The sequence below is a fragment of the Paraburkholderia sp. FT54 genome, assembly GCF_031585635.1.
In the GTDB taxonomy this organism is placed as follows: Bacteria; Pseudomonadota; Gammaproteobacteria; order Burkholderiales; family Burkholderiaceae; genus Paraburkholderia.
This window is the reverse complement of the sequence record NZ_CP134197.1, coordinates 170,418-197,070: the sequence shown is the minus strand read 5'-3', so window position 1 is coordinate 197,070 and position 26,653 is coordinate 170,418. Positions and strand designations below refer to the sequence as shown.

The following is a 26,653-nucleotide window of genomic DNA, read 5'->3' as shown; positions in this document are numbered from 1 at the left end:
GCCTCCGGGACCGTCAGACCAGCACGTGACCACCGTCGACAACGATGACCTGCCCCGTGCTAAAGCCCTGCTGCATCAGGTAAAGATACGTTTGCGCGACGTCGCTCGCCTCCCCGACCCGCTGTACCGGCATCTTCCCGGCGATATGGTCGTACAGACCTTCGCGATCGGCTTCGCTCATGTTGTCCCACAGCGCGGTACGCAAGACGCCAGGCGCCACGGCATTCACACGCAGCGGCGCAAGCTCGACGGCCAGTGTCCGTGTGAGCGACTCGATGGCCCCGAGGATACTGGACGGGATCGTCCACGCAGGCAAGGGACGCGACGAAGCCACTCCGCTCGTCAGGGTGATGGAGCCGCCCGCACGAATGAGGGGAGCCGCATATTTGACGGCCTTGAGCGCACCCCAATAGCGTACCTCGAAGGCCCGCTGCGCGGCTTCGATGCTAAGCTCAGCGAGGGTTTGCAGCAACAATGATTCCCCGGCCGTGTAGACGAGGTGGTCTAGCGCACCGATGCGTGCGAAAAACGCGCGCACTTGCTCCTCGTCGGTAAAGTCGAGTGACTCGCCGCGCGTGCCTTGAGGCAGGCGCTCAAGCGCGGCCGCGACGCGCTCCGGCCTGCTCGAGGCGATGATCACTTCGGCTCCGGCATGCGCCGCGGCTTCGGCTACGGCAAAGCCAATTCCTGACGTGCCCCCGGCCACCACGACCCGGCTTTGTTGAAGAGTAATGCTGGTAGATTGATTGTTAACCATGCTTGAAGTTTCCGTGAGAGAGCGGTCCACGCGGTGGCGCCCAACGTAACGCAGCATGTGCTGCCGAACCACAGATCGATGCGCTACCGCGGTGGCGTCCGAGTGTACGAGATTTGCGGCAATCGCGTTGAAGGCGCCACGCGGAGAGTACATGTCTCGAGATCATCGCATTCGGTGGACCAGGATGACGTGAGCCTTGTCACCGCGACCGCGAAAGTCCACCGGCGCGCTTAGTCGTGTTGAGCTGGAGACTCGTCGAGGTGTCCAACGAGCCAATCACTCGGGCGATGGAACATGCTCAATCATCGAGTAGCGCATCGAGTATCGTCACGTCGAGCGGCTGTGCGACCAGCGGCGTCAGTTCGCGAACCAGTTCCTTGAAGTGCTCGGTGCGCTCGTGCTCGGCGAGCGCTGCGCGGCTTGCCCAGCGCTCGAAGAAGACGAAACGCTCGGCGCGATCGAGGTCGCGGTGCGGCGTATAGAGCAGGCAGCCCGTCTCGGCACGACTCGGCGCCACACAGCGCAATAGCGCCTGCTCGATCGCGTCAGCAGTACCCGGTTTACCTTGAACGACTGCGACTACACGAATTTCCGATGACATGCGGTGTTCTCCTTGGCAAAGGGGGACGAGTGTAGCGCCATATCGGCAACCATGCCCGATGTGCGAGCCTGTCACGAGGGTGGCACCCACGTCGGCTGCGTCGCGCAACAACGCGTTCTTTACAATCGAGTGTCAGCCTGCAGACCGGGGGGTTGTGACTTGCGTTTGAATCTGCCGTACTTTGTGGCCAACCCGGAGCGGGTGATAACCCACTGATCGCCCAAACTGAATCAACGCACTGAGAGCGGGTGACGCATGATGCGATTCGTTGAAGGCGATGACCGCACGCAGGTCGCACTGCTGCGCGAATGCGTCGCAACCGCTCCCGCAGCGTATCGATCACCATCGCGGGCAGCGCGTCGACCAGTTCTCCAGGAGCCCGCGCCGCATCGCTCCTGCAGTGCCGCCCAACGCGCTCGCCGAAGCCGCGCAACGCGTGGCAACCGGCGACATGCGACATGTGGTCGCTGCTGCCGGGTATCCGCGGGCAGTCGCTCCGCACTCGCTTTCCCCTGCCAGGTAGCTTGTGGGCCACAGAGACAGGCATCCCGACTCGCCCTCCGGGTTGCGCCATTGAGACGACCGGTCATACAATCCTCGGCATGAGCACTCGCCGTACAGAAAACTTTCCCGATAAACTGCTTGAAGCAGGGGTCACGCTATTCGCCGAAAAGGGCTTTCACGGCACTGGCGTGAAAGATATCGTCGAACGCGCCGGCGTACCCAAAGGTTCGTTCTACAACTACTTCGACAGCAAGGAAGCATTCGGTGCAGCGATCCTGCGCCACTATGCGGACTTACAGGCGGCCGAATGGCAGCAGTATTCGCGCGAAGCGGATTCACCCGACCCGCTGCTGGCGCTTCGCACGATCTATGAGCGGATCGTCGCTGACTACGAGGCATGCGACGACCGCTACGGATGCTTGCTGGGCAACTTCGCCGGTGAAATCGCGCAGTCGAGCGAGCTTTGCCGGACGACCGCGCGCCAGACAGTCGACGAATGGCGCGTAGGCTTTGCGGAGTACCTTCGCCGCGGCCAGAAATACGGCTCGGTGCGCGACGATCTGTCCGCAGATGCGCTGGCGGACTTCTTCTGGAACGCGTGGGAAGGCAGCCTGTTGCGCATGAAACTGGAAGACTCGATCGAACCGCTGAAAGCCTGCGTGCACCTGATGTTCGATCTGTTCTTCAGATCCGCCCGCTAAGGTCTCAAACCTCTTGATCGCCCTTGTGTCTCGACCTGTCGCATTCTTTCATCAAGTTTAAGACGACCGGTCATCTAAATTACAGGACAGACATTCCATGCAAAACTTTACGTTTCAAAACCCCACGAAGATTATTTTCGGCGAAGGCCAGATTGCCGCGCTCGACGCGAATGTGCCGCGCAACGCGCGCGTGCTGATCACGTGTGGCGGCGGCAGCATCAAGAGCAACGGTGTGCTCGCGCAAGTGCAGGCGGCGCTCGGCGAGCGTGCCTCGTTCGTATTCGAAGGTATCGAACCCAATCCTACCTACGAAACCTTGATGCAAGCCGTTACTGTCGCACGCGAGCGGAACATCGACTTCTTGCTGGCGGTGGGCGGCGGCTCGGTGATCGACGGGACGAAGTTCATCGCGGCGGCGATGAAGTTTGACGGCGAGCCGTGGGACATTCTGGCCAAGCAGGCCCCGGTGCGCGATGCGGTGCCGTTCGGCAGCGTGCTGACACTGCCAGCGACCGGTTCGGAAATGAACAATGGCAGCGTCATCAGCTACCGCGCGAAGGGCGACAAGCTGTTCTTCACGAGCGATGCGACCTATCCGCTCTTCTCGGTGCTCGATCCGACGACGACCTATTCGTTGCCGCAGCGGCAGATTGCCAACGGTGTGGTCGATGCGTTCGTTCATATCGTCGAGCAATACCTGACCTACCCGGTCGATGCAAAAGTGCAGGACCGTTTCGCCGAAGGCCTGCTGATCACGCTGACCGAAGTCGGCCCGCAAGCGCTTGCCGAGCCGCACAACTACGCGGTGCGCGCCAACCTGATGTGGACGGCGACGCTGGCGCTGAACGGGCTCATCGGCGCGGGCGTGCCGCAGGACTGGGCGACCCACATGCTCGGCCACGAGATCACCGCGTTGCACGGACTCGACCACGCGCAAACGCTCGCCATCGTGCTGCCGGCGATGCTGACAGTGCGCAAGGAACAGAAGCGCGGGAAGTTGCTGCAATACGCCGAGCGCGTCTGGAACATCACCGAGGGCAGCGAGGACGAACGCATCAACGCGGCGATCACGGCAACCCGCGTGTTCTTCGAGAGAATGACCGTCGGAACCCGCCTGCGCGACTACCAGATCGGCGGCGCTTCCATCGAAACGCTGATCGCGAAACTGACGGAGCACGGGATGACGGCACTTGGCGAGCACGGCGACGTCACGCCGGAAGTCAGCCGCAAGGTCTATCAGGTGGCCGTTTAAGCCAGAACCGGAGACAGTTCTACGATGAAGCTAACTCAATTCCTCCTGCTCGCATGCGCCGCCTTCGCCTCGGTTTCCGGCGCGGCGCTTGCGGACGACGGTACGCTCGCGCCGCGCCAGGCGCCCGCGAAGACCATTCCGGTGCCGACGGAAGTCAGCCCCCAATTGCAAAAGCTGATCGCGGCGCCACTGAACCCCGCCTGGAATGTCTTGTGGACGACGGGCGAGCAATGGAGAACGGCTGCCGACGCACAGGCCGCGAAGGTCATGCAAACGCTCCCGGCCATGCGCGAGCGTCTGGACGTGACGGTGCAGGCATCGACGATCAACGGCGTGAGGGTGCACATCGTGACGCCCAACCATATTCCGCCCGAACATCGCGACAAGGTGCTGGTTCATATCCATGGCGGCTGCTATGAGCTTTACCCTGGCGAGTCGGGCACGGGCGAGGCCATCATCATGGCGGGTCTTGGACACTACAAGGTCATTTCGGTCGACTACCGCATGCCGCCCGAGGCTTATTTCCCTGCGGCGCTCGACGACGTCGAGACTGTGTATAAGTCGGTGCTCCAGACGAACGACCCAAAGAATGTGGGCGTTTTCGGGACCTCGGCCGGCGGCGCGCTCGTGCTCGAACTGATGCTGCGCGCGAAGCAGGAAGGGCTGAAAATGCCGGGTGCGATCGCTCCCGGTACGCCGATGTCCGACCTGACGAAGACTGGCGACTCGTTCTACACGAACGAAAAGGTCGACAACGTCCTGGTGTCGCCCAATGGGTTCTGCCATGCCGCGGCAGAGGTCTACGCGCATGGTCATGATCTGAAGGACCCGCTGCTCTCACCCGTCTACGGAGACATGCATGGCTTTCCGCCGGCGATTCTGACCACGGGAACACGCGACTTGCTGCTCAGTAACACGGTCCGTGTGCACCAGAAGCTTCAGCAGTCAGGCGTCGATGCACAACTCGAGGTCTTCGACGGAATGTCGCACGCTCAGTACCAGATGGATGATCGCGTGCCCGAGGACAAAGCGGCATTCGCAGAAATCACTCAATTCTTCGACAAGCACCTCGGCCATTGATCATTGAGACGAGGCCCCGTTCTGGTTGATGCGACTGAAACCGCTGCGCAAACGCATGCCCTTCTGCGAGCACGGGCCGGTTTCGATATCAACCAGATCGCCGCCGAATATCACGCACTTCGTGCAAGCGTGCTTCGCTTGTGGATGGACGATGGCCAACCCGAAGCGCCTCATATGGAGGACGTCATTCGCTTCAACGAAGCGATCGATCAGGCACTCGCCGAATCGGTCGCACTTTTTCAGCGCGCAGGTCGTAACCTCCTGCTTGGCATGCTGGGGCACGACATGCGCAACCCTTTCCAGGCGATTCAGGTGACTGCATCGTATCTGGAATCGCTAACTGGCCGCTTGCAGCGGCGAAACGCTTTCTCCAGTACCGGCAACAGCTTGAGCGCCCAACGATCGACGGTCGAATGATCGACCGCGATCCCACGTTCGGCCATCTTGTTCAAGTCTTACGCTTCGCTGAGTTCGAAGTCCCGATGCGTAATTGCAGATTCAACCGGCGCAGGATGCGCATATCTTTTTCGCTACGCCGTTCCGGGCTTCTATGGCCGTGATGCTGTTTGCAAGCGCCTTGGCCAGAACGCTTCTGCCGACGGTCGCGAGCACGAGCGCAAGCACCCGTCCTTTCATGTTCTTGCCTTCGCGCACCACGACCGCGTCAAGCATGGTGAGACCGTCGGGCAGACGCGTGAAAGTGTAGATATGGCCGGACTGCCCTCCCCACACGTTGGAGTCGGTCGTCGTCATGACAACACGACAGGGATCGGACCAGTCGTAGTGCAGGCGTTCCCAGATGCCACTCGAGCCCTCCGTGACGTCGGCCATAGAGATACCACACTGATGTACTTTCATATACGCTTCGGCGCTATTGCTGAAGAGTTTCGAGCGGCCGGCCCCGAAGTCGGTGAGCCCGGCGACAAACTGTTCGGGCGTCGAAGAAGTCTTGTACTGAAAGCGGATCGTCGACATGGTGAGTTCCTTCGTTAAGGCCTTGTGTGTGCGTACGGTTGAACCAATGCGCCTAAGCAGACCGCGCATGCGCTGACGATGCGAGTGGCGTCGTGGCGGCGTCATTCGCATCGTCGACGTTAGCGCAACGTCCTGAAGCTCAAACGAATTTCTTCCGTGAAGGCTTGCGGCTGTTCCCAGGCCGCAAAATGCCCGCCTTTCGGAAGCCGGTTGTAGTGAATCAGTTTCGGATACGCCTTCTCCGCCCAACTCTGCGGCGCCGCGTAGATCTCATCGGGAAAAACACTCACGGCGACAGGAATACCAACGTGCTTCGGCGCAAAGAAGTTGAGCTTGTTTTCCCAATAGAGCCGTGCAGATGAAACGCCCGTGTTCGTCCACCAATAGAGCGTGACATTGTCGAGCACGTCGTCTCGCGTCAAGCCCTCGGTCTGACCGTCGAACACGCGCGCGATCATCGCCTGACTCGCGGCGTCGTGATCGAGCATCCAAGCAGCGAGCCCGATCGGCGAATCCTCGATTCCGTAAAGCGTCTGCGGACGGTTTGCCATTTCCTGCGCATAGCCAAGACCGTGTTTGTAGAAGTTGTCGAGTTGATCGAACGCATGCTTTTCATCGGGAGAGAGACCAGCCGGCGGTGGGTTGCCGTATTTGAGCGCATCGGCAATGTCGTCCGGTACGGTGGCGGGCATGTTGGTGTGAATGCCAAGCAGTCCTGGCGGCGCGATGATCGCCATCTGCTCCGTGACCGCATTGCCCCAGTCGCCGCCTTGAGCTACGTACCGTGTGTATCCGAGGCGTTGCATCAGGACGATCCACGCGCGTGCGATGCGTGCGGGATCCCAACCCGTTTCGGTCGGTTTGCCTGAAAAACCGTATCCCGGCAGCGACGGAATCACGATATCGAAAGCATCCGATGCATTCGCACCGTGCGCCGTTGGATTGGACAGCGGACCAATGATTTTCAACTGCTCGACGATCGATCCAGGCCATCCGTGCGTGACGATGATTGGCAACGCGTTCTGATGTTTCGAACGAACGTGTATGAAGTGGATGTCGAGCCCGTCAATTTCTGTGACGAACTGCGGTAACGCGTTCAGCCTCGCTTCGACCTTGCGCCAGTCATAGTGTGTCGACCAATACTGCGCAAGCTTTTGCATCGTCGCAAGCTGTACGCCTTGCGACGAATCGGTGACCGTCTCCCGTTCCGGCCATCGCGTCGATTTGATTCGTCTGCGTAAATCGACAAGTTGCGACTCCGGCACATGCACACGCAGTGCGCGAATTGCGGTCTTGTCGTCGCCTGCGGGTTGCGCGACATCCGTGACAGATTGACCTGTTTCCGCGAAAGCAAGCTGGCTCAATGAAGCCGAAGCAACCGACGCCGCCGCCGCACCAAGAAAACGCCGACGTGACGGCGTATGAGGATCGATATCGTTTAACACGCAAATTTCCTATAAACATTTAATATAACTAAACATATGACGGCGTTGCGTTCTAGGCGCCCGCCCGTAGCGTAGATATATTCGCCCGTTGAAAGACTCAAGCATTGCGAGCCGACGTTTAACGGGGCTTGCGTGACGAGCTACTGTCTCGCCGATACTATGGCCGGCGCTCAATACAATCAAATAATTGTCATGGATACATTAAAGCTGGTCTGCGCCGCAGCAACGGTCTGCGTAAAAACCGACCGGCAAGCGGCGACGCCTCAGTGGCCCTGAATCAAGCTCGCGTTCAACCCGAACAACCGCCACTCGGAAAGCGCGCACGTCTCGAACACGCCTTCGGTGTGGTACGGGTCCTTCCGTACCAGCGCCAACGCTTCGTCTTTTGACTGTGCCCGATAAATGAACAGCGCGCCCGCGTCGTCTGCGAAAGGACCCGCCATGATCAGCTCGCCGTTCGCCGTGATCGTCCGTGCATACGACCGGTGCGCTGGCCCTACGCGCTCGATGCGCGCGCGGTCGGAAACGTACTTCGCGTAATTAACATAGGTTCGCGCGGGGTGCACTCCCGAATCCAATGGCATAGCGCCAGATGCACGCGGTTCTTTGAGCGCGATACGCTGATCCGTCGCGACGAGCGCGGCAGCGAGCGACTCAACATTGCTGCTCCGCACGGTCCATCCCGACAGGCGATAGTCCGCAATCGCACTATTCAGCACGAACGGATCTCTTTGCGCCAACGTTTCGGCTTCCTCTTTCGACGCAACCTCATAAACCAGCAGCACACCGCGGGGCCGGCCGTCGTCGCCGAGCAACGGACCTCCCATCACCAGCCTGTCGTGCTCGCGAAGCGCATCCGCATAAGCCTGATGTTCGGCTCGGGACGCGTCCACCCTGCGGCGGTCCTGGACGTACGTGGCGTAGTTCACGACTTTCATCGAGCCTGCTCGCCCCGCTATAACCTCGGAAAGCGTGGGAAGTGGAGCCCCTTGCACGGCTGCGCCTCTGGAGGACGAGGATGCTGCCAGGGTCACCGGCATGTCGGCAAGCGCGAGGCTTGCGACGCCTGCGGCGGCGGATACGAGAAAACGTCGGCGTGACAGATCTTGTGACATGATATTGATCCGTAGGTCGATTTACGCCGTCTCCGATGCTTTCAACAGCACCGCCTTCACCGCCTTCAATATTTCATCGGACAACGAAGGATCGCTCTTGGCGACAGCACGGGCGACAGCCATCGCCCCGATTTCCGCTGCGACGATGGTCATCGCCAAGCGGCGCCGTTCGTCTCCGGGGATCGCTTCGTCCAGCACCGTCTCGAATGCGCTCGCCTTGTCCTGAAACCCTTTGGCAAACCGCGCGCTGATGCCCTTTCCATGCCGCCCGATTTCGCTCGCCGATGCTGTCATCGGGCAACCAACGCCGGGCTGGTCGCGTCTTAACGGCGAAAGCAGATAGTCGAGATATCCCGAGACGCTGTGCTTGCGCCGCGCCGCCTTTCCCCGGAACGCTTCGCGACTCAGCGCCAGGCCCTGCGAAAAAGCTTCCGTCGCCAGATCGTCCTTCGAGCGGAAATGCGCATACAGCGCCCCATGTGTCAGCCCGGCTTCGCGCGCGATTTCCGCGACACCCACGCCATCGATACCTCGTTCTCGAAACAGCCGGCTAGCCGTGGCCAGCAGCGCTTCGCGGTTTTCGTCCGATTGCTCGCGTTTCACATACACCACGATGATCTCCAGGAATGAGGACAGCAAATAAAGCTCAACGCTGCGCGAACGCTAGCAGCGGTTTGGCGTCGTGTGCAACGCTCTCGGCGGCCGCGAAGGCTTCGAGTGCGTGATCGACGTGGTAACAACGCGCTGCCGGCGGCTTCAAAGTACCCTCGGCCATGCAATCGAGAAGGTAGCGCAGCGCCTGGCCGCCTTCACTCACGCCCTTGCGTGCGAGCCACGAAAAGATGAGCCAGCCGCGCACCTCCGTACTCGAATAGATCAGCGCGGGGGCGAAAATCGGCATCTCGAAGGCCGCCGGGTCGCTCTGCCGGTGCGACGACAAGGCTCCATAGACCAGCAGGCGTCCATTCGGAGCAAGCTGGCGGGCGAGTGTAGCGCCCGTGCGGCCGGCGACGCAGTCGATCGCGTTCACGATGCCAGTACCGCCAGTGGCCTTCATTAGCTGCTCGGGCCAGTTTTCGTCGGCGGTGCATAGCACGACGTCACCGCCAAGCTCCTGAATCTCGGCGACCTGCTCTGCGCGACGCACGAGGTTGATGGTGCGGAATCCCTGCGCCTTCGCGATCTGCAGCACGAAACGACCGACCGTCGAGCCTGCCGCGCTCTGGACGAGCCAGTCACCGCGTCTGAGCTGATGCTCGCTCATCGTCATCGCCCATGCCGTCATTGGGTTGATGAGAGCCTGCGCGGCGTCTTCGTCGGAAATCGCCGCCGGCACAGGTATCGCCCGCTCAGCCGGACTGATGACCTGCTCTCTCCAGGTTCCGGGCACGTTCAGCAAAACGACGCGCTCTCCAATCCGCGTGCGTGGCACGTCGCTGCCCACGGCGTCGATGATCCCGACGCCCTCGGACCCGGGAGAAGCAGGCAGTTCGGGCTGACGCTGACGCGCGAAACGTCCCCGGATAACGTGCAGGTCGGACGGGTGCACGGGCGCCAGCAGCATCCTCACGCGGACTTCGGCTGGACCGGGCGTGGGCTCGGGCAAATCACGCCAGTGAACGACCTCCGACGGCTCGCCGTTGCGTTCGATGATCAGGGCCTTCATGTGCTTTCTCCTTCGCTCGAAGTGCGATGTGAGTCATGCCGCCGCGGGCGCGCCGCGATGCCGAGGCTACGGACTTACGCATAATTTCCAAACTTGATTATGATCACAATCAAACTTGCACGCAAGCCCCACGGCTTACCCCCTGGCGCAAGCGCGTGGCATCCTTGTCCGGATCCGCCGGCAACTCGCCGCGTTTGCGCATGAACTTCACCGGTCCGACCTCGTCGCACTGTTCAGCCACCCGGCCAGTGAACGTACCGAACGGGGCGCCGCCGTGCTGCACGCGATCACCCTGCCGACGGGACCTTCCGCGCGCCGCTCGGCGCCCGCACACTCGACGCGAACAACGACTACGAGGCCGTGCACGCGCGGCTCTCGCTGCATGAGGCGCCAACGACACAGCGCGCTTACCGCAAGGAGGCAGAGCGCCTGATGCTCTTGGCGATCGTCGAACGCGGCCGCGCGCTGTCGTCGCTGACAAGGCGACCGTGAGGACGTGCTCCAGCCGCACTTCGATTGACTGGTGAGGATTTTCGGGAGCACATGATCGAGGCGACCTGCCCGGGGCGCGTGGCGAACGTCATACCGTCGTCGCCAGCGGTATCAGCGTGTAACGGCAATGCGCGCAGTCCATGAACGCGCGGCCGCACTACCGTGCTCATCGAACGGCGCGCCTGGAAAGTGCCGCCTCCGCTGCAAAGCATGCAGTTGATTGGCACGGCTGCTACGTCGCGAATTGACGGTTAGTTGCGTAGTTGAAATAGGGTTAGCAACAACGTTGATCGTTAGCGCAGGTGTTGCATCAAGCGATCGTGATTAGCGCAGCCGCAGGTCGGGCTGTCCGAGATGCCCGAACCGTGGCCCAACCTATTCGCTCGAGGGGGAGCCGAGAACAGCCTTTAAAGGTCACGTGCACGAAGACTGCCGCAGGGCCTTCGCCTAGCTTCGGGGTGTTACTTTTCCCGAGCATCGAACTGGTGGAGGCTCAGTTTCAGCGAAACCAAATGCGGCGATTCCTACGGCCGTGAGGGAGGCCAACCTTGACCTTCCCAGTAACCGCGAAAGAGATTCCCTTTTTTGCTCTGTCTTGCTGAGTTCAGCAAAGATACACTCGCTCCACGTTTTCACCAATTGAGCCGCTGAGTTCGCCGCTCTGTCTTCACATACAAGTCAATTTGCGAAACTCGCAACTTCCGCTATAGAAGCGGTTTCTTCGCGTACCGTGTCGTCCGGAAAATTATTAACACTCTTCGCCTGGCCGAGTGAATATACAAAGTCAATATGTTAAGTAGTAGTACTACTAATGGAGGAGATATGAGAAAGGTATTTTGTGGACTTATCGCATTGACAGCGACCGCATACGCGAGCGCGCAGAGCAGCAACGTCACTCTGTACGGCATCGTAGATAACGGTCTTCAATACGAGACTGGATTACCTAAAGGCAATGTTTTTGGGGCGCAGAGCGGAGGATGGGCCCAGTCCCGTTTTGGTCTTAAAGGAGCCGAGGACCTGGGAGGCGGTACTGATGCGATCTTCCAGCTCGAGTCCCGCCTGAATACGCAAAACGGTACATTTTCGAACGGCAGCTTCTTCGAGGGCCAGGCCACGGTGGGTCTGCGTAATGAAACCTGGGGTCAGGTGAAGTTAGGCAATATGGGGTCAGCCGAAATCAGCCAGTATTCGGGGGATGTCGACCCCCAGGAGACCAAGAAGTACGCAATCGGGACGCTGGTGCGAGGCCGGATTTTCGCTCAAGCGGCCAACGGCATCGAATATCTATCTCCTAAAATTGCTGGCTTTACGCTGCAAGGCCAGTATGACCTGACAAACTCGACCACGTGGAACGCAGGCAACCCCGGCAGTGCGCCTGGTCAGTTGGGTTCGTCGAGCGGTCTAGGCAGTGCTCAGGGGCGTACTGATGGCATCAAACTGTCGTATCAGGTGGGCAGCCTTTATTGGCAGGCGACTTATGACGAGGTCCGCGACCCGAATGGACAGTTCAGCAACGTCTATCTTGCCTCCCGGTCAATTCTCACGGGCGCCACTTACGCAATCGGTCCTGTTCTGGTCGTACTCGGCTACCAGCATCTGAGCGCACCGGACGCATCAAATGCCGGGTATTTCGGCACGGCTACGGCTCCCGGACTTCCTGCCGGTACATCATTGCCGACCACTGTGAATCATGAATGGCTTGGTGCAATCTGGCAGACGACCTTAGCGCTCGCCGTAACAGGTGCCGTGTATCACGCAAACGCCAATCATGGCAACGGCAACGGGACACTGTACACGTTAGGCGCAAACTATTCATTGTCGAAGCGAACGCTCCTTTACACTGAACTAGCCTACCTTCACAACAGTTCAACCTCGAATCTCGGTTTGGACAGTGGGCTCTACGGACCTAACATCAATAACGACCCGGTCAATGGCAGTCCGACGAGTACCAATCCAAACTACGGAAGAAGTCAGTTCGGGGTTATTACCGGTATAGCCACCCGCTTTTGAAAGGACCAACGAAAGAGAGGTTCGAAGCTGCGCCGGTGGACCGAACCTCGGTTGATGTGCATGCAGAATCTTGCGCCGACTTTCGGCGTCAACACGGTCATCAACGAAACCGGCTCGCAATATGCTCCGGGATATTCTCCGGCGTGACCACGACAACTGACGACGATGGCGATACGGCCGACGCCGGCAAGAGTTTATGAAAATGCATGACGTTTTGGCATGCCGAGCGCATGTCCTGGCGAAGCTCATGATGTAGAATTGCGTGTATCTTTCCTTCTCGCAGAAGTCGGACATTATCCCTGTCCAAGTCATGTCCGATAAAGCGGACGGGGGACTGCTGCTTCGCTTCGATTGCCCTGATGATGGCATTGTTTCCGCCTCCCATAGAGTAAACCGCATCGATTTTATTGTGCGGTCTTATGACGTCAAGGACCCGCTCTTCAGTTAGTGAGTCAAGACCGTGCCCACCGCTGGCATCAATCACTGCGAGCTGCGGTTGACGAGCCCTCAATGCGCGCCGAAAGCTTATTTCACGTTCCTCCTCGCCGCGAAAGCGTTCGTCGCTCATCGTTATCAAAACGTTTCCCGGCCGCGTGCCCAGCCACTGTGTGATGAGATACGCCGCAGTGGCCCCGGCGACCCGATTGTCCAGCCCGGCATATGCAACGCGTCCTGACAATGGGATATCCGTGAATGTTGTGATGACAGGAATACCGTTCCGTTGCAACTCGCCTATCGCTTCTGCAATTTCGGGAACGTCGCGCGCCTTCAAAAACACTCCATGACTGCCCCGTCGCCCAATCGAATGAAGTGCCTCTAGGACTTCATGCGTCGTCATCGTCTCTCGCATGTGAAATCGCGGACGAAAGACGGCAGGATGTAGCGCGGGCAGCTCTGCTTCAAGCGCGCTCTTTATCTCGTCGGCAAACCGGGCCGGCGCTTCCACAACCACGTCAACAATTAACTTTCGCCCAGTGGTTGCCAGTTGTAGTTCCTGTTTCTCGAGCTCCCTGATGGCCTGCTCAACGCGCCTGCGGGTATGTTCCCTCACGTTGGCGCGACTATTTAATACCCGGTCGACCGTGGCGACGCCGAGCCCCGCCTGAAGCGCTATCTCTTTGATGAGAAAGCGATGAGCCATATCGCACCTCGACACTGATAGATTTTTGATGGATTAATGATACTCCAGAGGTGCCTACTACGACTATGCTTCGGAAGCAATGGAGGGAGACACAAAATCCGCGACAGGAAAAGCCGATCACGGCGATGCTACGGGCAGATTTGTCCAACAGTCAGGCATGAGAGACCGGGGTATCTGCATCGGTAGAGAGAATTCGCATCCTTGCATGCCATCGCTTATCCAGGGGTATTCCCTGCCACTGATAGATTTTTGATAGATGCCTGTTCTTGACTTGCTGAAGTCGCGGCTTTCTATTCGGAAGTGGCGAGGGTGTTCTGAAGTGCGTTTGTTGACAAGCTCCGCCTTGCCGACACCGAGAAAATGACCAAGGGTGGTGCATCGGGATGGACCAGTTCAAGGAACTACAGCTGTTCGTCGAAGTTGCCGAAACGAGAAGTATCAGCCGCGCTGCGGAAGTCACTGACCTATCTATTTCCGCGGCGAGTCGCTATCTGATTTCGCTGGAGAGTCGACTCGGCGTGCAGTTGGTGCGCAGGACAACACGGAACCTCTATCTCACCAACGCTGGCGCCGAGTTTCACCGGCGTTGCAAATCCATACTGGCGGATCTCGGTGAGGCTGAGTCGGTAGTCAAGGAAGCAACCGTGCGGCCAAGCGGCGTGCTTCGAGTGACGGCATCGCTTTCATTTTGCATGTTGCATATCGCACCCATGCTTCCAGAATTTACTGCGCGCTATCCAGAAATCACAGTCGATGTAATCGCAGCCAATCGCTACTACGACATCATCGAGAATGGCATCGATGTCGCCGTTCGCACGAAAGTTTTCGAGGCGGATAGCAACATCACGATACGACGACTTGCTTCAACGCGCCGAATCCTGGCCGCAGCTCCTTCATACATTGAAGCTAATGGCTCACCACGTTTTCCCGCCGAGTTGGGAAGGCACAGACTGCTGAACTACGGACTCGCCGACAATCCGCGCGAGCTTGCTTTTCAGCGATGTGGCGAATCGGTCGTCGTCAAGCTCAAGCCGCTACTTGAATCCAATGACGGCCAGATACTCAGAGTCGCCGCATTGGACGGCATGGGCATTCTCGTGCAGCCGAAGTACATCGTATATGACGACCTCAAGGCCGGACGCCTCATCCCGGTGTTGAACGACTGGGACCTGCCCAGACTCACGATGAACATTGCATTCCAGACCCGCACGCATATGCCTGTGAAGGTCCGTCTGTTCATCGATGCGCTCATCGAACGCTTCCAGCAGAACGAATACGAGCGGCACTGGACAGCGTAATCGGATAAGCGACCACAGCAGAACTCCGCCCGAGTTGAGTTTCCCACCAATCGCGAAAGACATTCCCTTTTCAGCTCTGTTTTGCCGGCTTCGACGAATATAGACTTGGTTCCAAGCTGTACGAAAACATTGACGGAGACGCCCCATGCAGCAACCAGCCACATCTGTTTCGCAATCGAAATTGCCCTATTTCGATGAAGCCTACTCTACGGACGTGGTAAACGCCCGTATGGGTGAGCAGATCGACGCGCGACTGCGGCAGGTCATGACAGTTCTGGTCAAGCATCTGCACGCAGCGGTCAAGGAAATCGAACCGACCCACGAAGAGTGGTTCACCGCCATCCGCTTCCTGACCGAGACAGGTCAAATGTGTACCGACTGGCGCCAAGAGTACATCCTCCTGTCTGACGTCCTCGGGGTTTCGATGCTGGTTGACGCAATCAACCACCGTCGTCCGAGCGGCGCCACGCCGAACACAATTCTCGGTCCCTTCTATGTCGCCAATGCACCCGAATATTCGAACGGCAAGAACATCTGCCTGGATGGAAAGGGCGAGCCCATGGTGGTCGAGGGGCGCGTGACAGACATCGAGGGGAATCCGATTCCGAACGCGAAGCTTGAGGTGTGGCAGACCAACGATGACGGCTTCTATGACGTACAGCAGAAAGGAATTCAACCTGACTCGAATCTGCGCGGCGTCTTCACGTCGGATGCCGAAGGCCGCTATTGGTTCAAGTCCGTGAAACCGCGCCACTATCCGATCCCCTCGGATGGTCCGGTCGGAAAACTCCTCGGTGCAATGGGTCGGCACCCCAACCGGGCTGCGCACCTGCACTTTATCGTGACTGCCCCGACGTTCGACCCGGTCATCACTCACATTTTTACGCCAGACTGCCCGTATCTGCCCGAAGACGCGGTCTTCGGCGTCAAGCGTGAACTCATCGCTGAATTCAACAAGATTGACGACCCGGAAGCGGCGAAGCGCGTCGGATTTTCATCGCCGTTTTGGTCTGTGTCGTGGGACTTTACTCTCGCGACGTCCAGCATGCCCATGCCGGCTGCATTGTAATCGCCCGGGCGCGCGAGAGCGTGCCGTCGAAAAAATTGACGACCTCACGAGACACAGGAGTACTACATATGAACGCAAAGAAAGAATTGCTGGCTGCATACTGGACCCTCGCTGGCGACGTCTATCCGTGTGCATCAAACGAAATCAGCCCTTTCCCGCTGCGAGACCGTTGTGAAGCAGCTATGCGTGCGGGCTGGAGCGGAGTTGGCCTCATTCTCGACGACCTCGAACACAGCGTCGAGAAGTACGGCGTCTCTGGCGTCAAGAGCATTCTGGAAGACACGGGCATGAAGTACTTTGAGCTCGAAATCCTCATGGACTGGTACTTCGATGGCGAAGAGCGTGCTACGTCGGACCGTTGCCGTCATCGCTTCATCGAGCTGGGCGGCGAGCTCGGAATGCGTAATCTAAAAATCGGTGCGAGCCCCTTCGATAAAAATCCGCCCGACTTCGCTCGCATGACCGACGAATTCGCGAAACTTTGCCAAGATGTGGCGACGGTTGGTGCAACGGTTGCAATCGAGTTCATGCCCTTCTCTCCCATTCGGAACGTCGAAGAGGCGTTGATCGTTGCGCAAGGCGCAAATCAGCCAAACGGTGGTCTGATGGTTGACCACTGGCACGTTGCCCGCGCCAAAACACCTTACAGCGAGGTCGCAAAGATCCCGGCGCGCTTCATCAAGGGTGTCGAGATGGACGACGTTGGAGCACAGGTGAAAGGTTCGTTGTTCGACGACTCGACCTTCAATCGCCAGCTTTGCGGTGATGGCGTGGGCGACTGCGTTGCCTTCGTCGATGCTCTTGAACAGGCGGGTTGCACGCTGCCGTACTACGGTGTCGAACTGATCTCTGAAGTGCATCGGAAATTCCCGCTCGACGAGATGGCAAAGCGCGCGTACGACACGACATTTGCACAGTTTTCGGCCAACCCCACAACCGCCGCCTAAAACTTCCAACCCTAAACGACAAAGCATTCCTGGAGACTCACATGATTCGAATCGCCGTACTTGGTGCAGGCCGCATTGGTCGCATTCACGCAAGCAACGTCGCCGCCAACCCGAACGCAAAACTGGTCGTAGTGGCGGACCCGGTTGAAAGCGCGGCACAGTCGCTGGCGACCAAGCTCGGCTGCGAAGCCTCGACGGACCCGGCTGGGGTGCTGGAGCGCAAGGACATCGACGCCGTGGTCATTGGCACGCCCACGGATACGCACATCACGTTCATGCTCGAAGCTGTCAAGCGCGGCAAGGCTGTGCTCTGCGAGAAACCCATCGATCTCGACATGGACAAATCGCTCGCCGCAGCGAACGCAGTTGAGCGCCAGGGCGGCCGCGTGATGCTCGCCTTCAATCGACGTTTCGACCCGACGTCACAGGCTTTCCGCAAAGCCATTGACGCGGGTGACGTTGGAGAAGTGCGTCAGGTCATCATCTCGAGTCGTGACCCAGGGATGCCTCCCCGCGACTACGTCGAGCACTCGGGCGGCATCTTCCGCGACATGGTGATCCACGATCTGGACATGGCTCGTTGGCTGCTGGGCGAGGAACCGGTCGAAGTGATGGCCATCGCCAGCCGCCTCGTCGATGAGTCATTGGAAAAGTTGACCGACTTCGACACGGTGATGGTTCAGCTACGCACTGCTTCGGGCAAACAATGCCATATCAACTGCTGTCGCGAAGCTGTCTACGGCTACGACCAGCGCATGGAAGTATCCGGTTCAAAGGGCATGCTGCTGCAAGAGAATCTTCGCCCTTCGACGATTCGTCGCTGGTCCAAGGATGTCACAGACGCGCGTGAACCGCTCCTCAACTTTTTCCTCGAGCGCTACGTTGAAGCGTACAAGGCTGAACTTGAAGCCTTCGTCGATGCACTGAACACAAAGTCCCCGCTGCCGACATCCGTGCAGGATGGGCTGAAGGCGCTGCGCCTGGCTGATGCGGCTCTCGAGTCCGCGCTGACGGGCAAAGCAGTCAAGGTGTAACCAGGAATCCGGAGGAGATAAGTCATGACGCGAAAGATTAGTCCCAATGAAACACTCGGCGTGGCATGCCTTGGCATCACTCACCCGCACACGTCCGGGCGGGTCAAGGCCATCCAGCGTCGCACCGACGCGAGAATGCTCGGTGCGTGGGATAAGAGCCCACTGCTTACGCCGTTCGTCGACGCGCTGGGTCTCGAAGCACGTTCCAAGGAAGACATCCTGGCCGACGAGAATGTTCATGTCGTGCTCGTCCATTCCAAGAGCGAGAAGATGGCCGATTTGACCATCGAGGCGCTTGAGACCGGCAAGGCTGTGTTGTGCGAAAAGCCGGCTGGCCGTAGTTCGACCGATGCGAAGCGCATCGTCGAGGCTGTGGAACGTACAGGCGGCCTCGTGCAGGTCGGCTACTGCTGGCGCTTCGCTCCTTCGGTTGATGCCATGCAGGCCGCGCTGAAGACTGGGCGTCTCGGGAAGGTTGTCCAGGTGCGCGCTCACGGCGGTTGTTCGCACGACGAAGCGGGCACCCCGCACATGACCCAGCCCGGCGACATCGGTGGCGCTGTCTTCGTGATCGGCTGCCACCTGATCGACCGTATTCTTCTGCACTTCGGTTTGCCGCGTTCTGTGAACGCCCGAATCACGAAGTTCCCGAACTTTCACGGAGACGAGTCGCGCGAGGACGCAGCGGGTGCGGTTCTGAATTACGAAGACAAGATTGTGACCGTCGACTTCATGTCTTGGGACGTTCTGCCGTGGACCGAGAGTTGGGACATCACGGCTTACGGAACAGAAGGCATCATGTCGTCCCGCTCGCTACCCGCGAGCTACAAGATCTATGACGCGGGCAAAGGCGAACATCCGGAGGGGTGGACCGAGTGGCAGGAAACCAGCTTCCCGGAGATCTGGGCGACCAAGAAGACCGAGTACTCGCCTGACATCGCTGAAATCGGCAATCCAGTGTACTTCGACCGCGAGTCGAACGCATTCGTCGGCGCATTGCGCAACGGCACGCCTTCGGTTGTGCCGGCCACGCAGGCGTACAACATCAGCCGTGTCATCGAGGCTATGTTCGCATCTTCCAAAGAAGCGGGTACAGAGGTCTTTATCGGTTAAGGATTTGAATGGCTGACGCCATGAGGCGTCGGCCGAGGATTCCGCACCTCATAAGCCGAAAACGCAAATACGCATTCCTAATCAGGAGACAAAGTCATGAAAGTTCTGAAGAGTGTTGTGGTAATTCTGCTGGCATCCGCCGCTTTCGCAGCAACGTCGAGTGCCGCCTTCGCACAGGACAAAGGCGTCGTCGGCATCTCACTGCCTGACAAGACCGAATCCCGCTGGATCACCGACGGAAAAAGCATGGTCGACGCGCTGAAGGCAAAGGGCTACTCGTCCGACCTCCAGTATGCAAACTACGACGTGCCGACCCAGGTGAACCAGGTCGAAAACATGCTCGCGAAGGGCGTCAAGGCGCTGGTCATTGCGCCCATCGACGGCAAGACGTTCTCTGACGCTTTGGCACTCGCCCATAAGAAGGGCATTAAGGTCATCTCGTATGACCGTCTTATCAGCCAGACGAAAGATGTCGACTACTACGCCACGTTCGACAACTACGGCGTAGGAGTCCTGCAAGCGCAAAGCATTGTCAGCGCCTGGCAGAAAGCAGGCAGCAAAACGCCGTTCAACATCGAGGTGTTCGGCGGGTCAAGCGATGACAACAACGCTCACATGGTCTACGCGGGTGGTATGTCGGTTCTTAAGCCGTACATCGACAGCGGGAAGTTCGTGATTCGGAGCAAGCAGGTTACCTTCGAAAAAGTCGCGACGCGTAACTGGGATGGAGCGACCGCCCAGGCCCGGATGGACAATTTGTTGAGCGCCTTCTATGGCAAGGACCATCTCGATGCGGTCTGGGCGCCGAACGACGCGCTGGCGATTGGCATCATCTCGTCTCTCAAAGGTGTGGGATACGGTTCCGGTCAGCAAGCAATGCCCATCATCACGGGACAGGACGCTGATGTTCAAAACGTGAAGAACATCGTTCGCGGTGACCAGACGTCGACGGTTTTCAAGGACACACGCAAGCTCGCCGGGGTCGCGGCCGACATGGTTGACGACGCGCTGACCGGCAAGCAGGTGCCTGTCAACGACACGAAGGGCTACAACAACGGTGCGAAGGTTGTTCCGACCTATCTCGTGAAACCTGTTCTGGTCGACAAGGCCAACTACCAGTCGGAACTGGTCACGAGCGGCTACTACACACAGGCTCAAATCAAGTAAGCCATCTGCCAGTCAGCGTGGCGGGGCTCCCGGTCGAACCCCGCCCACGCAGGTACGCCCCGTGCGTGACCAATCGGAGAAATTTGACCATGGATACCATTCTGGAGATGCGCGGAATTCAGAAAAGCTTTGGCCCCGTCAAAGCTCTGAATAACGTGAATATGAGGGTACGTCAGGGCGAGATTCACGCCATTTGTGGAGAAAATGGCGCAGGAAAATCGACCTTGATGAAAATACTCAGTGGCGTCTATCCGCACGGCTCGTACGGTGGCGAGGTCCTTTACGATGGGCAGCAGCGAGCCTTCGCCGATATTTCCGATAGCGAAGCGGTTGGAATCATCATCATCCACCAGGAGCTAGCTCTCGTACCCATGCTGTCGATTACCGAGAACATCTTTCTCGGCAACGAACAGTCGAAGCGTGGCGTCATCGATTGGCAAGTGTCGCGTGCCAAGGCCAGGAAACTGCTAGCGAAGGTTGGCCTCACCGACTCTCCCGACGCGGCGGTCGCCACGCTCGGGATTGGCAAACAGCAGCTCGTGGAGATTGCGAAGGCGCTTTCGAAAGAAGTTCGTCTTCTCATTCTTGACGAACCCACCGCCAGCCTGAACGAGAAAGACAGCGACACACTGCTCACGCTGCTGCTCGAGTTGAAGTCGAACGGCGTAACGTCAATCATCATCTCGCACAAGCTGAACGAAATCTCGCGTGTTGCGGACGGAATCACTGTGATTCGCGATGGCTCGACGGTCGATGTTCTCGACTGCAGCACTGAGACTGTGAGCGAAGACCGCATCATCAAAGCGATGGTGGGTCGGGAAATGTCTGACCGCTATCCGCCCCGTACGCCGAACATCGGCGACGTGATTTTCGAAATCAAGGATTGGCGTGTCCAGCATCCAACACAGCGTGACCGTGCCGTCCTCAAGGGCGTAAATCTGAAGGCGCGCAAGGGTGAAATCGTTGGTATCGCCGGCCTGATGGGTTCCGGGCGCACCGAGCTCGCCATGAGTGTCTTCGGTCGCACATATGGTCAGGGCATCTCCGGCCAAGTGCTAATGCACGGGAAACAGGTTGACACGGCATCGGTACAGAAGGCCATCAAAGCGGGCATCGCCTACGTCACCGAGGACCGAAAAGGCAATGGCCTGCTGCTCGACGACAACATCAAGCGAAACATTACGCTGGCCAACCTCTCAGGTGTGTCGAAGCTCGGTATCGTCGATGAACACGAGGAGATTACAGTTGCGACCGAGTTTCTCAAGAAGCTGCGAATCCGCGCGCAAGGCGTGACGCATGTAGTCGGAAATCTGTCAGGTGGGAATCAGCAAAAAGTCGTGATCAGCAAGTGGCTGTTTTCTGAACCCGAGGTGTTGATTCTCGACGAGCCGACGCGAGGCATCGACGTAGGAGCGAAGTACGAGATTTACAACATCATCAATCAGGCGGTTGCGGCGGGCAAATGTGTGGTCATGATTTCTTCGGAAATGCCTGAGCTGCTTGGAATGTGCGACCGCATCTATGTCATGAATGAAGGCCGGTTCGTCGGCGAGTTAACCGCAGAAGAAGCCTCGCAGGAAAGCATCATGCGGGCGATTATGCGAAATGGAGACATTCAAAATGCGTAAGGCACTCTCTCCGGTAGCCGCCGAAGGCGCCGAGGTCAAGAAAAGCGAAGTGTTCGGAATGGTCAAGCGTATCGGCAGCGAATATGGACTGCTCCTGTCGCTCGTAATCATCATGGCGTTTTTCCAGGTCGCGACGAAGGGCGTGTTGATGCAGCCACTCAACCTGACCAACCTGGTGCTGCAGAACAGCTATATCGTCATTATGGCGCTCGGTATGCTAATGGTGATTGTTTCAGGCCACATCGACCTGTCTGTCGGCTCGACGGCGGGGCTCGTGGGCGCGCTGGCAGCCGTATTGATGGTGCAGTATGAAGTCAACTACGTCTGGGCAACCATCATCTGTATCGCGGCCGGCGCGCTGATCGGCGCCGTGCAAGGATACTGGATTGCGTTCTGGCGGATGCCGTCGTTCATCGTTACGTTGGCTGGCATGCTGGTTTTCCGCGGCATGACGAACCTTGTGCTCCAGGGACAGTCGATCGGCCCCTTCCCTGAGGGGTTTGGTACGGTGAGCTCGGGGTTCATTCCGGATGTCTTCCACGGACAGGCGCTTCACATAACCTCCATCCTTCTCGGTGTTTTCGTCGGTGCGCTGTTCTTCGTGATTGAGCTTCGGCATCGTGCCGGTGCGGCAAAACATGGCGTCGAAAGCGGCTCGTTCATGATGTTCGTCGTCAAGAATGTGGTGCTTACGGCACTCATCGTCGGCTTCTGCTACCTGCTCGCATCCTATCGCGGCTTGCCAACGGTGCTGGTCATCATGGGTGTGCTGATTGGCGTGTACACGTTCCTGATGAATCGCACAACCATTGGACGCCGCATTTACGCAGTTGGCGGAAACGCGAAGGCCGCACGTCTGTCGGGTGTCAGCGTCCCGGCAGTGAGCTTCATGACGTTCGTCAACATGGGTGTCCTCGCCGCGCTCGCGGGTCTGATTTTCGCCGCACGGCTGAATAGCGGCACGCCGAAAGCAGGAACTGGATTCGAACTCGACGTCATCGCAGCCTGTTTCATTGGCGGTGCGTCCGCATCCGGCGGTGTCGGAAAGGTCGTTGGTGCTGTGGTGGGCGCCTTCATCATGGGCGTGATGAACAACGGCATGTCCATCATGGGTATCGGCGTGGACTATCAGCAGGTCATTAAGGGCATCGTTCTGCTCGCCGCTGTGTTCGTCGACGTCTACAACAAGAACAAGGCGTAACTCGCGCATGTGGCATCCGGCTTTGGAACTCAGCAAAGCCACACGGGTGGTGGTGGCCTTTGCCGACATGGATACTCGGGTCATGAGATTGGATCTCGAACATTTGACCTGGTCACAAGCAACATCAAAGGAAACAATATGGTCAAGCACATCGTGATGTGGAATGTTCGTGGCGATACGCCCGAGCAAAAGAAGGAATCTGCGATGCTCGTCAAGTCCGCGTTTGAGAGTCTGAGCGGAAAAATTCCCGGGCTTACCCGGCTCGAGGTAGGACTCGATGTAAGTGCGGTCGACTATGCTTGCGACGTCGTGTTGTACACGGAGTTTGAGACCCAGGCGTTGCTCGACGCATACGCGTCGCACCCAGAGCATCTGCGGGTCAAGGAAGTCGTCGGCGACATTCGTATCGCTCGTCATCAGGTCGATTACATCTAGGCGAGTAACACCGTTTGACGACACAGGAAACTACTTACATGTACGAGTTCACCTATACCACGCAGGCGGCGAGAGTTGTATTCGGTGCCGGAAGCATGAAACTGATTCAACAGGAAGTCGAGGCGTTGGGCGCACGGCGGGCATTAGTTCTTTGTACGCCGGAGCAGAAGGCCCAGGCGGAAGCTGTCTCGTCTTTGCTCGGTCCTTCCAGCGCCGGAGTCTTCGACGGCGCCCAGATGCACGTACCCATCGAGAATGCCCGCCGCGCGCGCGAGCACGCGAAGGAAGTGGGTGCGGACTGCGCGGTGGCAATAGGTGGCGGGTCTACGATTGGCCTCGGAAAAGCAATCGCGCTGGAATCGTCGTTGCCGATCATCGCAATACCGACGACCTATGCCGGGTCAGAGATGACGCCTATCTATGGGATTACCGAAAACGGCCTGAAGAGAACGGGTCGTGACGCGAAGGTCATTCCGAAGACGGTTCTGTACGACCCGGAGCTGACCACTGGTCTGCCGGTCAAGCTTTCGATTGTAAGTGGCCTGAACGCAATTGCCCACGCCGCAGAAGGGTTATACGCGAAAGACGGGAATCCTGTGATGTCGCTGATGGCGGAAGAAGGTATTCGCTCTCTTGCGAACGGTCTGCGGGGCGTGAAGAGGAACAGCAAGGACAAGGCGGCTCGTTGTGAGTGTCTCTATGGGGCCTGGTTGTGTGGGATGGTGTTAGGCAGCGTCGGCATGGCCCTGCATCACAAGCTTTGCCATACTTTGGGTGGAACGTTCAATCTGCCTCATGCCGAGACGCACGCAATCGTGCTGCCGCATGCGCTTGCGTATAACAGCATTGTCGCCGTTGAGGCCATGGAGCGTATTGCGAGGGCCTTGAACGTCGACTCCGCTCCTGATGGGCTCTATCGTTTAAACGAAGAACTCGGTGTGCCTCAGGGCCTTCGGGAGATTGGGCTGCGTGAAACCGACCTTGATCATGCGTGTGAGGTCACTCTGTCGAATCCGTACTGGAACCCTCGACCGATTGAAGGTGCGCCGCTTCGAGCATTGCTTCAGCGCGCCTGGGAGGGCACCAGTCCCGTCGCATAACCGTTGACAAATGCTATTCGCAGCTGTGTCCAATCCCACCGAGGGAACACAGCCCGCTCTGTTCAAATGCGGGCTCTTTTGTATCAACTTCGGCCTCCCCATGACTGCGCCTATGCTGGTGATGTTCTATCTTGCAGAAACCGGCAAGCCGGAAGTCATTGCCACTGCGCCAATCTTCCCTAACACGCCGACGAGTTTCGAGTCGCGCGTTTCATCTATGCCCGACGCAAACACGCACGCTGTCGGTTTTTGGACAGACTGCCTGCTGCTCGACGGAAGCCAATTAAACTGAGAGCCGAGAAGTGCGTGGCGGATTGCGCCTCGCATTAGTCTGCATGTCCTATCGGCGCCGCCCTATAACAAACCAAGCTACACAAGCTCACTGCGAACGCAGACGACCTGGAGCGAATTCGAGGAGAAAACGCCATGCTGCCGATTGGATCCCTGGCCGACGCTGCGGCCGAGCTTGCTGCCACCTTCCGAGGGCAGCTCCTGAAACCCATAGACGCCGGCTATGAGGATGCGAGAAGGGTCCACAACGGCCTGGTCGATAAGCGGCCCGCCTTGATCGCCAGGTGCCACGGCGTGGCCGACGTTGTCGGGGCCCTCGATCTCACCCGCAGGCTCGGCCTCGAGGTCGCAATTCGCGGCGGCGGCCACAACGTGGCGGGACGGGCGACGATTGATGGTGGCGTGATGGTCGATCTTTCGCCGATGAAGGGCATCCACGTCGATCGGGAGAGCAGAACAGTCTGGGCGCAAGGCGGCGTCACTTGGGGCGAGCTCAATCGCGAGACGCAGTTGCATGGCCTGGCCGTCACCGGGGGCGTGGTCTCGAGCACGGGCATTGCCGGACTTACCCTCGGCGGCGGGGTGGGCTGGCTGATGGGCAAATACGGCCTGGCACTCGATAATCTGCGGGCGGTGGAGCTCGTCACGGCTGACGGCAAGGTCTTGCAGGCGAGCAAGCACCAGGAGCCCGAGCTTTTCTGGGCTCTTCGCGGCGGCGGCGGAAACTTCGGGGTCGCCACGAGCTTAGAGTATGAACTCCACCCGGTTGGGCCGACCATTACGGGCGGCCCGATAGTCCACCCGATCGAACGCTCCCGCGCCCTGCTCGAATTCTTCCGCGACAGCACACGGTCGCTACCTGATGAGCACACACTGTTCGCATCGCTGACGCATGCGCCGGACGGGTCCGGCACAGAGGTGGCCGCCCTGGTCACCTGCCACTGCGGGCCGTTGGAAGACGCCGAAAGGGCCATGCGGCCGCTGAAGCAATTCGCGCTTCCCATCCTGGATGCCGTTGGGCCGATCCCCTACTCCCAGCTCAACAGCATGCTCGACGCCAAGTACCCGAAAGGCGCTCTCAACTACTGGAAGTCCAACTTCCTCACAGAGCTGAGCGACGCTGCGATTGACACCATGATTAGCTGCTTCGCGCGGTGCCCGACGACAATGGGCCAACTGCTCCTCGAACATTTCCACGGCGCGGTCACCCGGGTCAATGCTACCGATACGGCCTTCCCGCATCGCAGTGAAGGCTACAACTTCCTCGTGCTCGCTCAATGGATGCAGCCGGCGGAGACCGGCGCATGCGTCGCTTGGGCTCGCGAAACCTACGAAGAGATGCGACCTTTCTTTGCCGCCGGTCGCTATGTCAACTACCTGGACGACGACGAGACGGGCGAACCAATTGCAGCTGCATACGGTCCCAATTACCGACGGCTTCAGCAGATCAAGGCCAAATACGATCCGACGAACTTCTTCCGCATGAACCAGAACATCCGGCCGCTGGCCTGACGGGACCCAATTTCGGTCATCTACTGACAGGCGCGCAGCGGAGCGGCAAGAATCGGCCCGAAAGCATCCATTGATCGACACATGACGCTGTCTCTCGAAGTCGAAGCGCGACGAATGGC

The 26,653-nt window shown here is 58.7% G+C and carries 24 protein-coding genes and 3 pseudogenes; 18 read left to right on the top strand and 9 right to left on the bottom strand.

Annotated features, from left to right (window positions below):
* Positions 1 to 13: 13 nt before the first annotated feature.
* Positions 14 to 757, bottom strand: a complete 744-nt coding sequence (locus RI103_RS33645; protein ID WP_310819141.1) for an SDR family oxidoreductase — start codon at positions 755 to 757, stop codon at positions 14 to 16.
* A gap of 298 nt (positions 758 to 1,055) precedes the next feature.
* A complete protein-coding gene (locus RI103_RS33640) occupies positions 1,056 to 1,358 on the bottom strand; it encodes a putative quinol monooxygenase (RefSeq protein ID WP_310819140.1) in 303 nt (100 codons plus the stop codon).
* 458 nt (positions 1,359 to 1,816) lie between these two features.
* Between RI103_RS33640 and RI103_RS33635 the strand changes: the two genes are divergently transcribed.
* The 4 genes and pseudogenes from RI103_RS33635 to RI103_RS39765 form a co-directional block, all read left to right on the top strand.
* The gene (locus RI103_RS33635; protein WP_310819139.1) at positions 1,817 to 2,563 is read left to right on the top strand and encodes a TetR family transcriptional regulator; all 747 of its coding nucleotides are present in this window, start codon (positions 1,817 to 1,819) and stop codon (positions 2,561 to 2,563) included.
* A gap of 97 nt (positions 2,564 to 2,660) precedes the next feature.
* Positions 2,661 to 3,815 (top strand): alcohol dehydrogenase, encoded by a 1,155-nt coding sequence (gene yqhD, locus RI103_RS33630; protein ID WP_310819138.1) that lies wholly within the window; start codon positions 2,661 to 2,663, stop codon positions 3,813 to 3,815.
* Positions 3,816 to 3,839: 24 nt separating this feature from the next.
* Positions 3,840 to 4,895 (top strand): alpha/beta hydrolase, encoded by a 1,056-nt coding sequence (locus RI103_RS33625; RefSeq protein ID WP_409077052.1) that lies wholly within the window; start codon positions 3,840 to 3,842, stop codon positions 4,893 to 4,895.
* Positions 4,896 to 5,234: pseudogene (locus tag RI103_RS39765) on the top strand (sensor histidine kinase); the annotation flags it as partial. It lies immediately after the preceding gene.
* Here RI103_RS39765 and RI103_RS33620 read toward each other — a convergent pair.
* The 6 genes and pseudogenes from RI103_RS33620 to RI103_RS33595 form a co-directional block, all read right to left on the bottom strand.
* Positions 5,225 to 5,338, bottom strand: a pseudogene (locus RI103_RS33620) (IS6 family transposase); the annotation flags it as partial. The pseudogenes RI103_RS39765 and RI103_RS33620 sit on opposite strands and share 10 nt — an antisense overlap.
* Positions 5,339 to 5,393: 55 nt before the next feature.
* Positions 5,394 to 5,870, bottom strand: coding sequence for a hypothetical protein (locus tag RI103_RS33615; protein WP_310819137.1), 477 nt, complete (start codon positions 5,868 to 5,870; stop codon positions 5,394 to 5,396).
* A gap of 119 nt (positions 5,871 to 5,989) precedes the next feature.
* Positions 5,990 to 7,315: an epoxide hydrolase gene (locus RI103_RS33610; protein WP_310819136.1), complete on the bottom strand. Its 1,326-nt coding sequence runs from the start codon at positions 7,313 to 7,315 to the stop codon at positions 5,990 to 5,992.
* Between the two features lie 263 nt (positions 7,316 to 7,578).
* On the bottom strand, positions 7,579 to 8,355 hold the full coding sequence (locus tag RI103_RS33605; RefSeq protein WP_310819135.1) for a YciI family protein: 777 nt from the start codon (positions 8,353 to 8,355) through the stop codon (positions 7,579 to 7,581).
* Between the two features lie 96 nt (positions 8,356 to 8,451).
* Complete coding sequence (locus tag RI103_RS33600) at positions 8,452 to 9,069, bottom strand: helix-turn-helix domain-containing protein (protein ID WP_310819134.1); 618 nt, start codon at positions 9,067 to 9,069, stop codon at positions 8,452 to 8,454.
* A gap of 7 nt (positions 9,070 to 9,076) precedes the next feature.
* Entirely contained in the window at positions 9,077 to 10,096 is a 1,020-nt protein-coding gene (locus RI103_RS33595) for a zinc-dependent alcohol dehydrogenase family protein (RefSeq protein ID WP_310819133.1), read from the bottom strand.
* Between the two features lie 294 nt (positions 10,097 to 10,390).
* Here RI103_RS33595 and RI103_RS33590 point away from each other — a divergent pair.
* Both RI103_RS33590 and RI103_RS33585 read left to right on the top strand, forming a co-directional pair.
* Positions 10,391 to 10,576: pseudogene (locus tag RI103_RS33590) on the top strand (integrase); the annotation flags it as partial.
* 834 nt (positions 10,577 to 11,410) lie between these two features.
* A complete protein-coding gene (locus tag RI103_RS33585; protein WP_310819132.1) occupies positions 11,411 to 12,598 on the top strand; it encodes a porin in 1,188 nt (395 codons plus the stop codon).
* Positions 12,599 to 12,698: 100 nt separating this feature from the next.
* Here RI103_RS33585 and RI103_RS33580 read toward each other — a convergent pair whose 3' ends face one another.
* Positions 12,699 to 13,739: a LacI family DNA-binding transcriptional regulator gene (locus RI103_RS33580; RefSeq protein WP_310819131.1), complete on the bottom strand. Its 1,041-nt coding sequence runs from the start codon at positions 13,737 to 13,739 to the stop codon at positions 12,699 to 12,701.
* Between the two features lie 383 nt (positions 13,740 to 14,122).
* Here RI103_RS33580 and RI103_RS33575 point away from each other — a divergent pair, with 383 nt between their 5' ends.
* The 12 genes from RI103_RS33575 (at position 14,123) to RI103_RS33520 (ending at position 26,534) form a co-directional block, all read left to right on the top strand.
* Entirely contained in the window at positions 14,123 to 15,037 is a 915-nt protein-coding gene (locus RI103_RS33575; RefSeq protein WP_310819130.1) for a LysR family transcriptional regulator, read from the top strand.
* 229 nt (positions 15,038 to 15,266) lie between these two features.
* Complete coding sequence (locus RI103_RS33570) at positions 15,267 to 16,106, top strand: intradiol ring-cleavage dioxygenase (protein ID WP_409077063.1); 840 nt, start codon at positions 15,267 to 15,269, stop codon at positions 16,104 to 16,106.
* Between the two features lie 68 nt (positions 16,107 to 16,174).
* Positions 16,175 to 17,053, top strand: a complete 879-nt coding sequence (locus tag RI103_RS33565) for a TIM barrel protein (protein ID WP_310819128.1) — start codon at positions 16,175 to 16,177, stop codon at positions 17,051 to 17,053.
* Positions 17,054 to 17,094: 41 nt separating this feature from the next.
* Positions 17,095 to 18,087: an inositol 2-dehydrogenase gene (gene iolG / locus RI103_RS33560; protein WP_310819127.1), complete on the top strand. Its 993-nt coding sequence runs from the start codon at positions 17,095 to 17,097 to the stop codon at positions 18,085 to 18,087.
* Positions 18,088 to 18,111: 24 nt separating this feature from the next.
* A complete protein-coding gene (locus tag RI103_RS33555; RefSeq protein ID WP_310819126.1) occupies positions 18,112 to 19,200 on the top strand; it encodes a Gfo/Idh/MocA family oxidoreductase in 1,089 nt (362 codons plus the stop codon).
* Between the two features lie 96 nt (positions 19,201 to 19,296).
* On the top strand, positions 19,297 to 20,367 hold the full coding sequence (chvE, locus tag RI103_RS33550) for a multiple monosaccharide ABC transporter substrate-binding protein (RefSeq protein ID WP_310819125.1): 1,071 nt from the start codon (positions 19,297 to 19,299) through the stop codon (positions 20,365 to 20,367).
* An 89-nt stretch (positions 20,368 to 20,456) separates the two neighbouring features.
* Positions 20,457 to 21,995 carry a multiple monosaccharide ABC transporter ATP-binding protein gene (mmsA, locus tag RI103_RS33545; RefSeq protein ID WP_310819124.1) on the top strand — a complete coding sequence of 513 codons (1,539 nt, stop codon included), beginning with the start codon at positions 20,457 to 20,459 and terminating at the stop codon, positions 21,993 to 21,995.
* The gene (gene mmsB, locus RI103_RS33540; RefSeq protein ID WP_409077051.1) at positions 21,973 to 23,196 is read left to right on the top strand and encodes a multiple monosaccharide ABC transporter permease; all 1,224 of its coding nucleotides are present in this window, start codon (positions 21,973 to 21,975) and stop codon (positions 23,194 to 23,196) included. The genes mmsA and mmsB overlap by 23 nt, the downstream gene beginning before the upstream one ends.
* Positions 23,197 to 23,334: 138 nt before the next feature.
* Positions 23,335 to 23,631, top strand: a complete 297-nt coding sequence (locus RI103_RS33535) for a Dabb family protein (protein WP_310819123.1) — start codon at positions 23,335 to 23,337, stop codon at positions 23,629 to 23,631.
* 38 nt (positions 23,632 to 23,669) lie between these two features.
* Positions 23,670 to 24,731, top strand: coding sequence for a maleylacetate reductase (locus RI103_RS33530; RefSeq protein ID WP_310819122.1), 1,062 nt, complete (start codon positions 23,670 to 23,672; stop codon positions 24,729 to 24,731).
* A 112-nt stretch (positions 24,732 to 24,843) separates the two neighbouring features.
* On the top strand, positions 24,844 to 25,023 hold the full coding sequence (locus tag RI103_RS33525; RefSeq protein WP_310819121.1) for a hypothetical protein: 180 nt from the start codon (positions 24,844 to 24,846) through the stop codon (positions 25,021 to 25,023).
* Positions 25,024 to 25,157: 134 nt separating this feature from the next.
* On the top strand, positions 25,158 to 26,534 hold the full coding sequence (locus RI103_RS33520) for an FAD-binding oxidoreductase (RefSeq protein ID WP_310819120.1): 1,377 nt from the start codon (positions 25,158 to 25,160) through the stop codon (positions 26,532 to 26,534).
* Positions 26,535 to 26,653 lie beyond the last annotated feature (119 nt).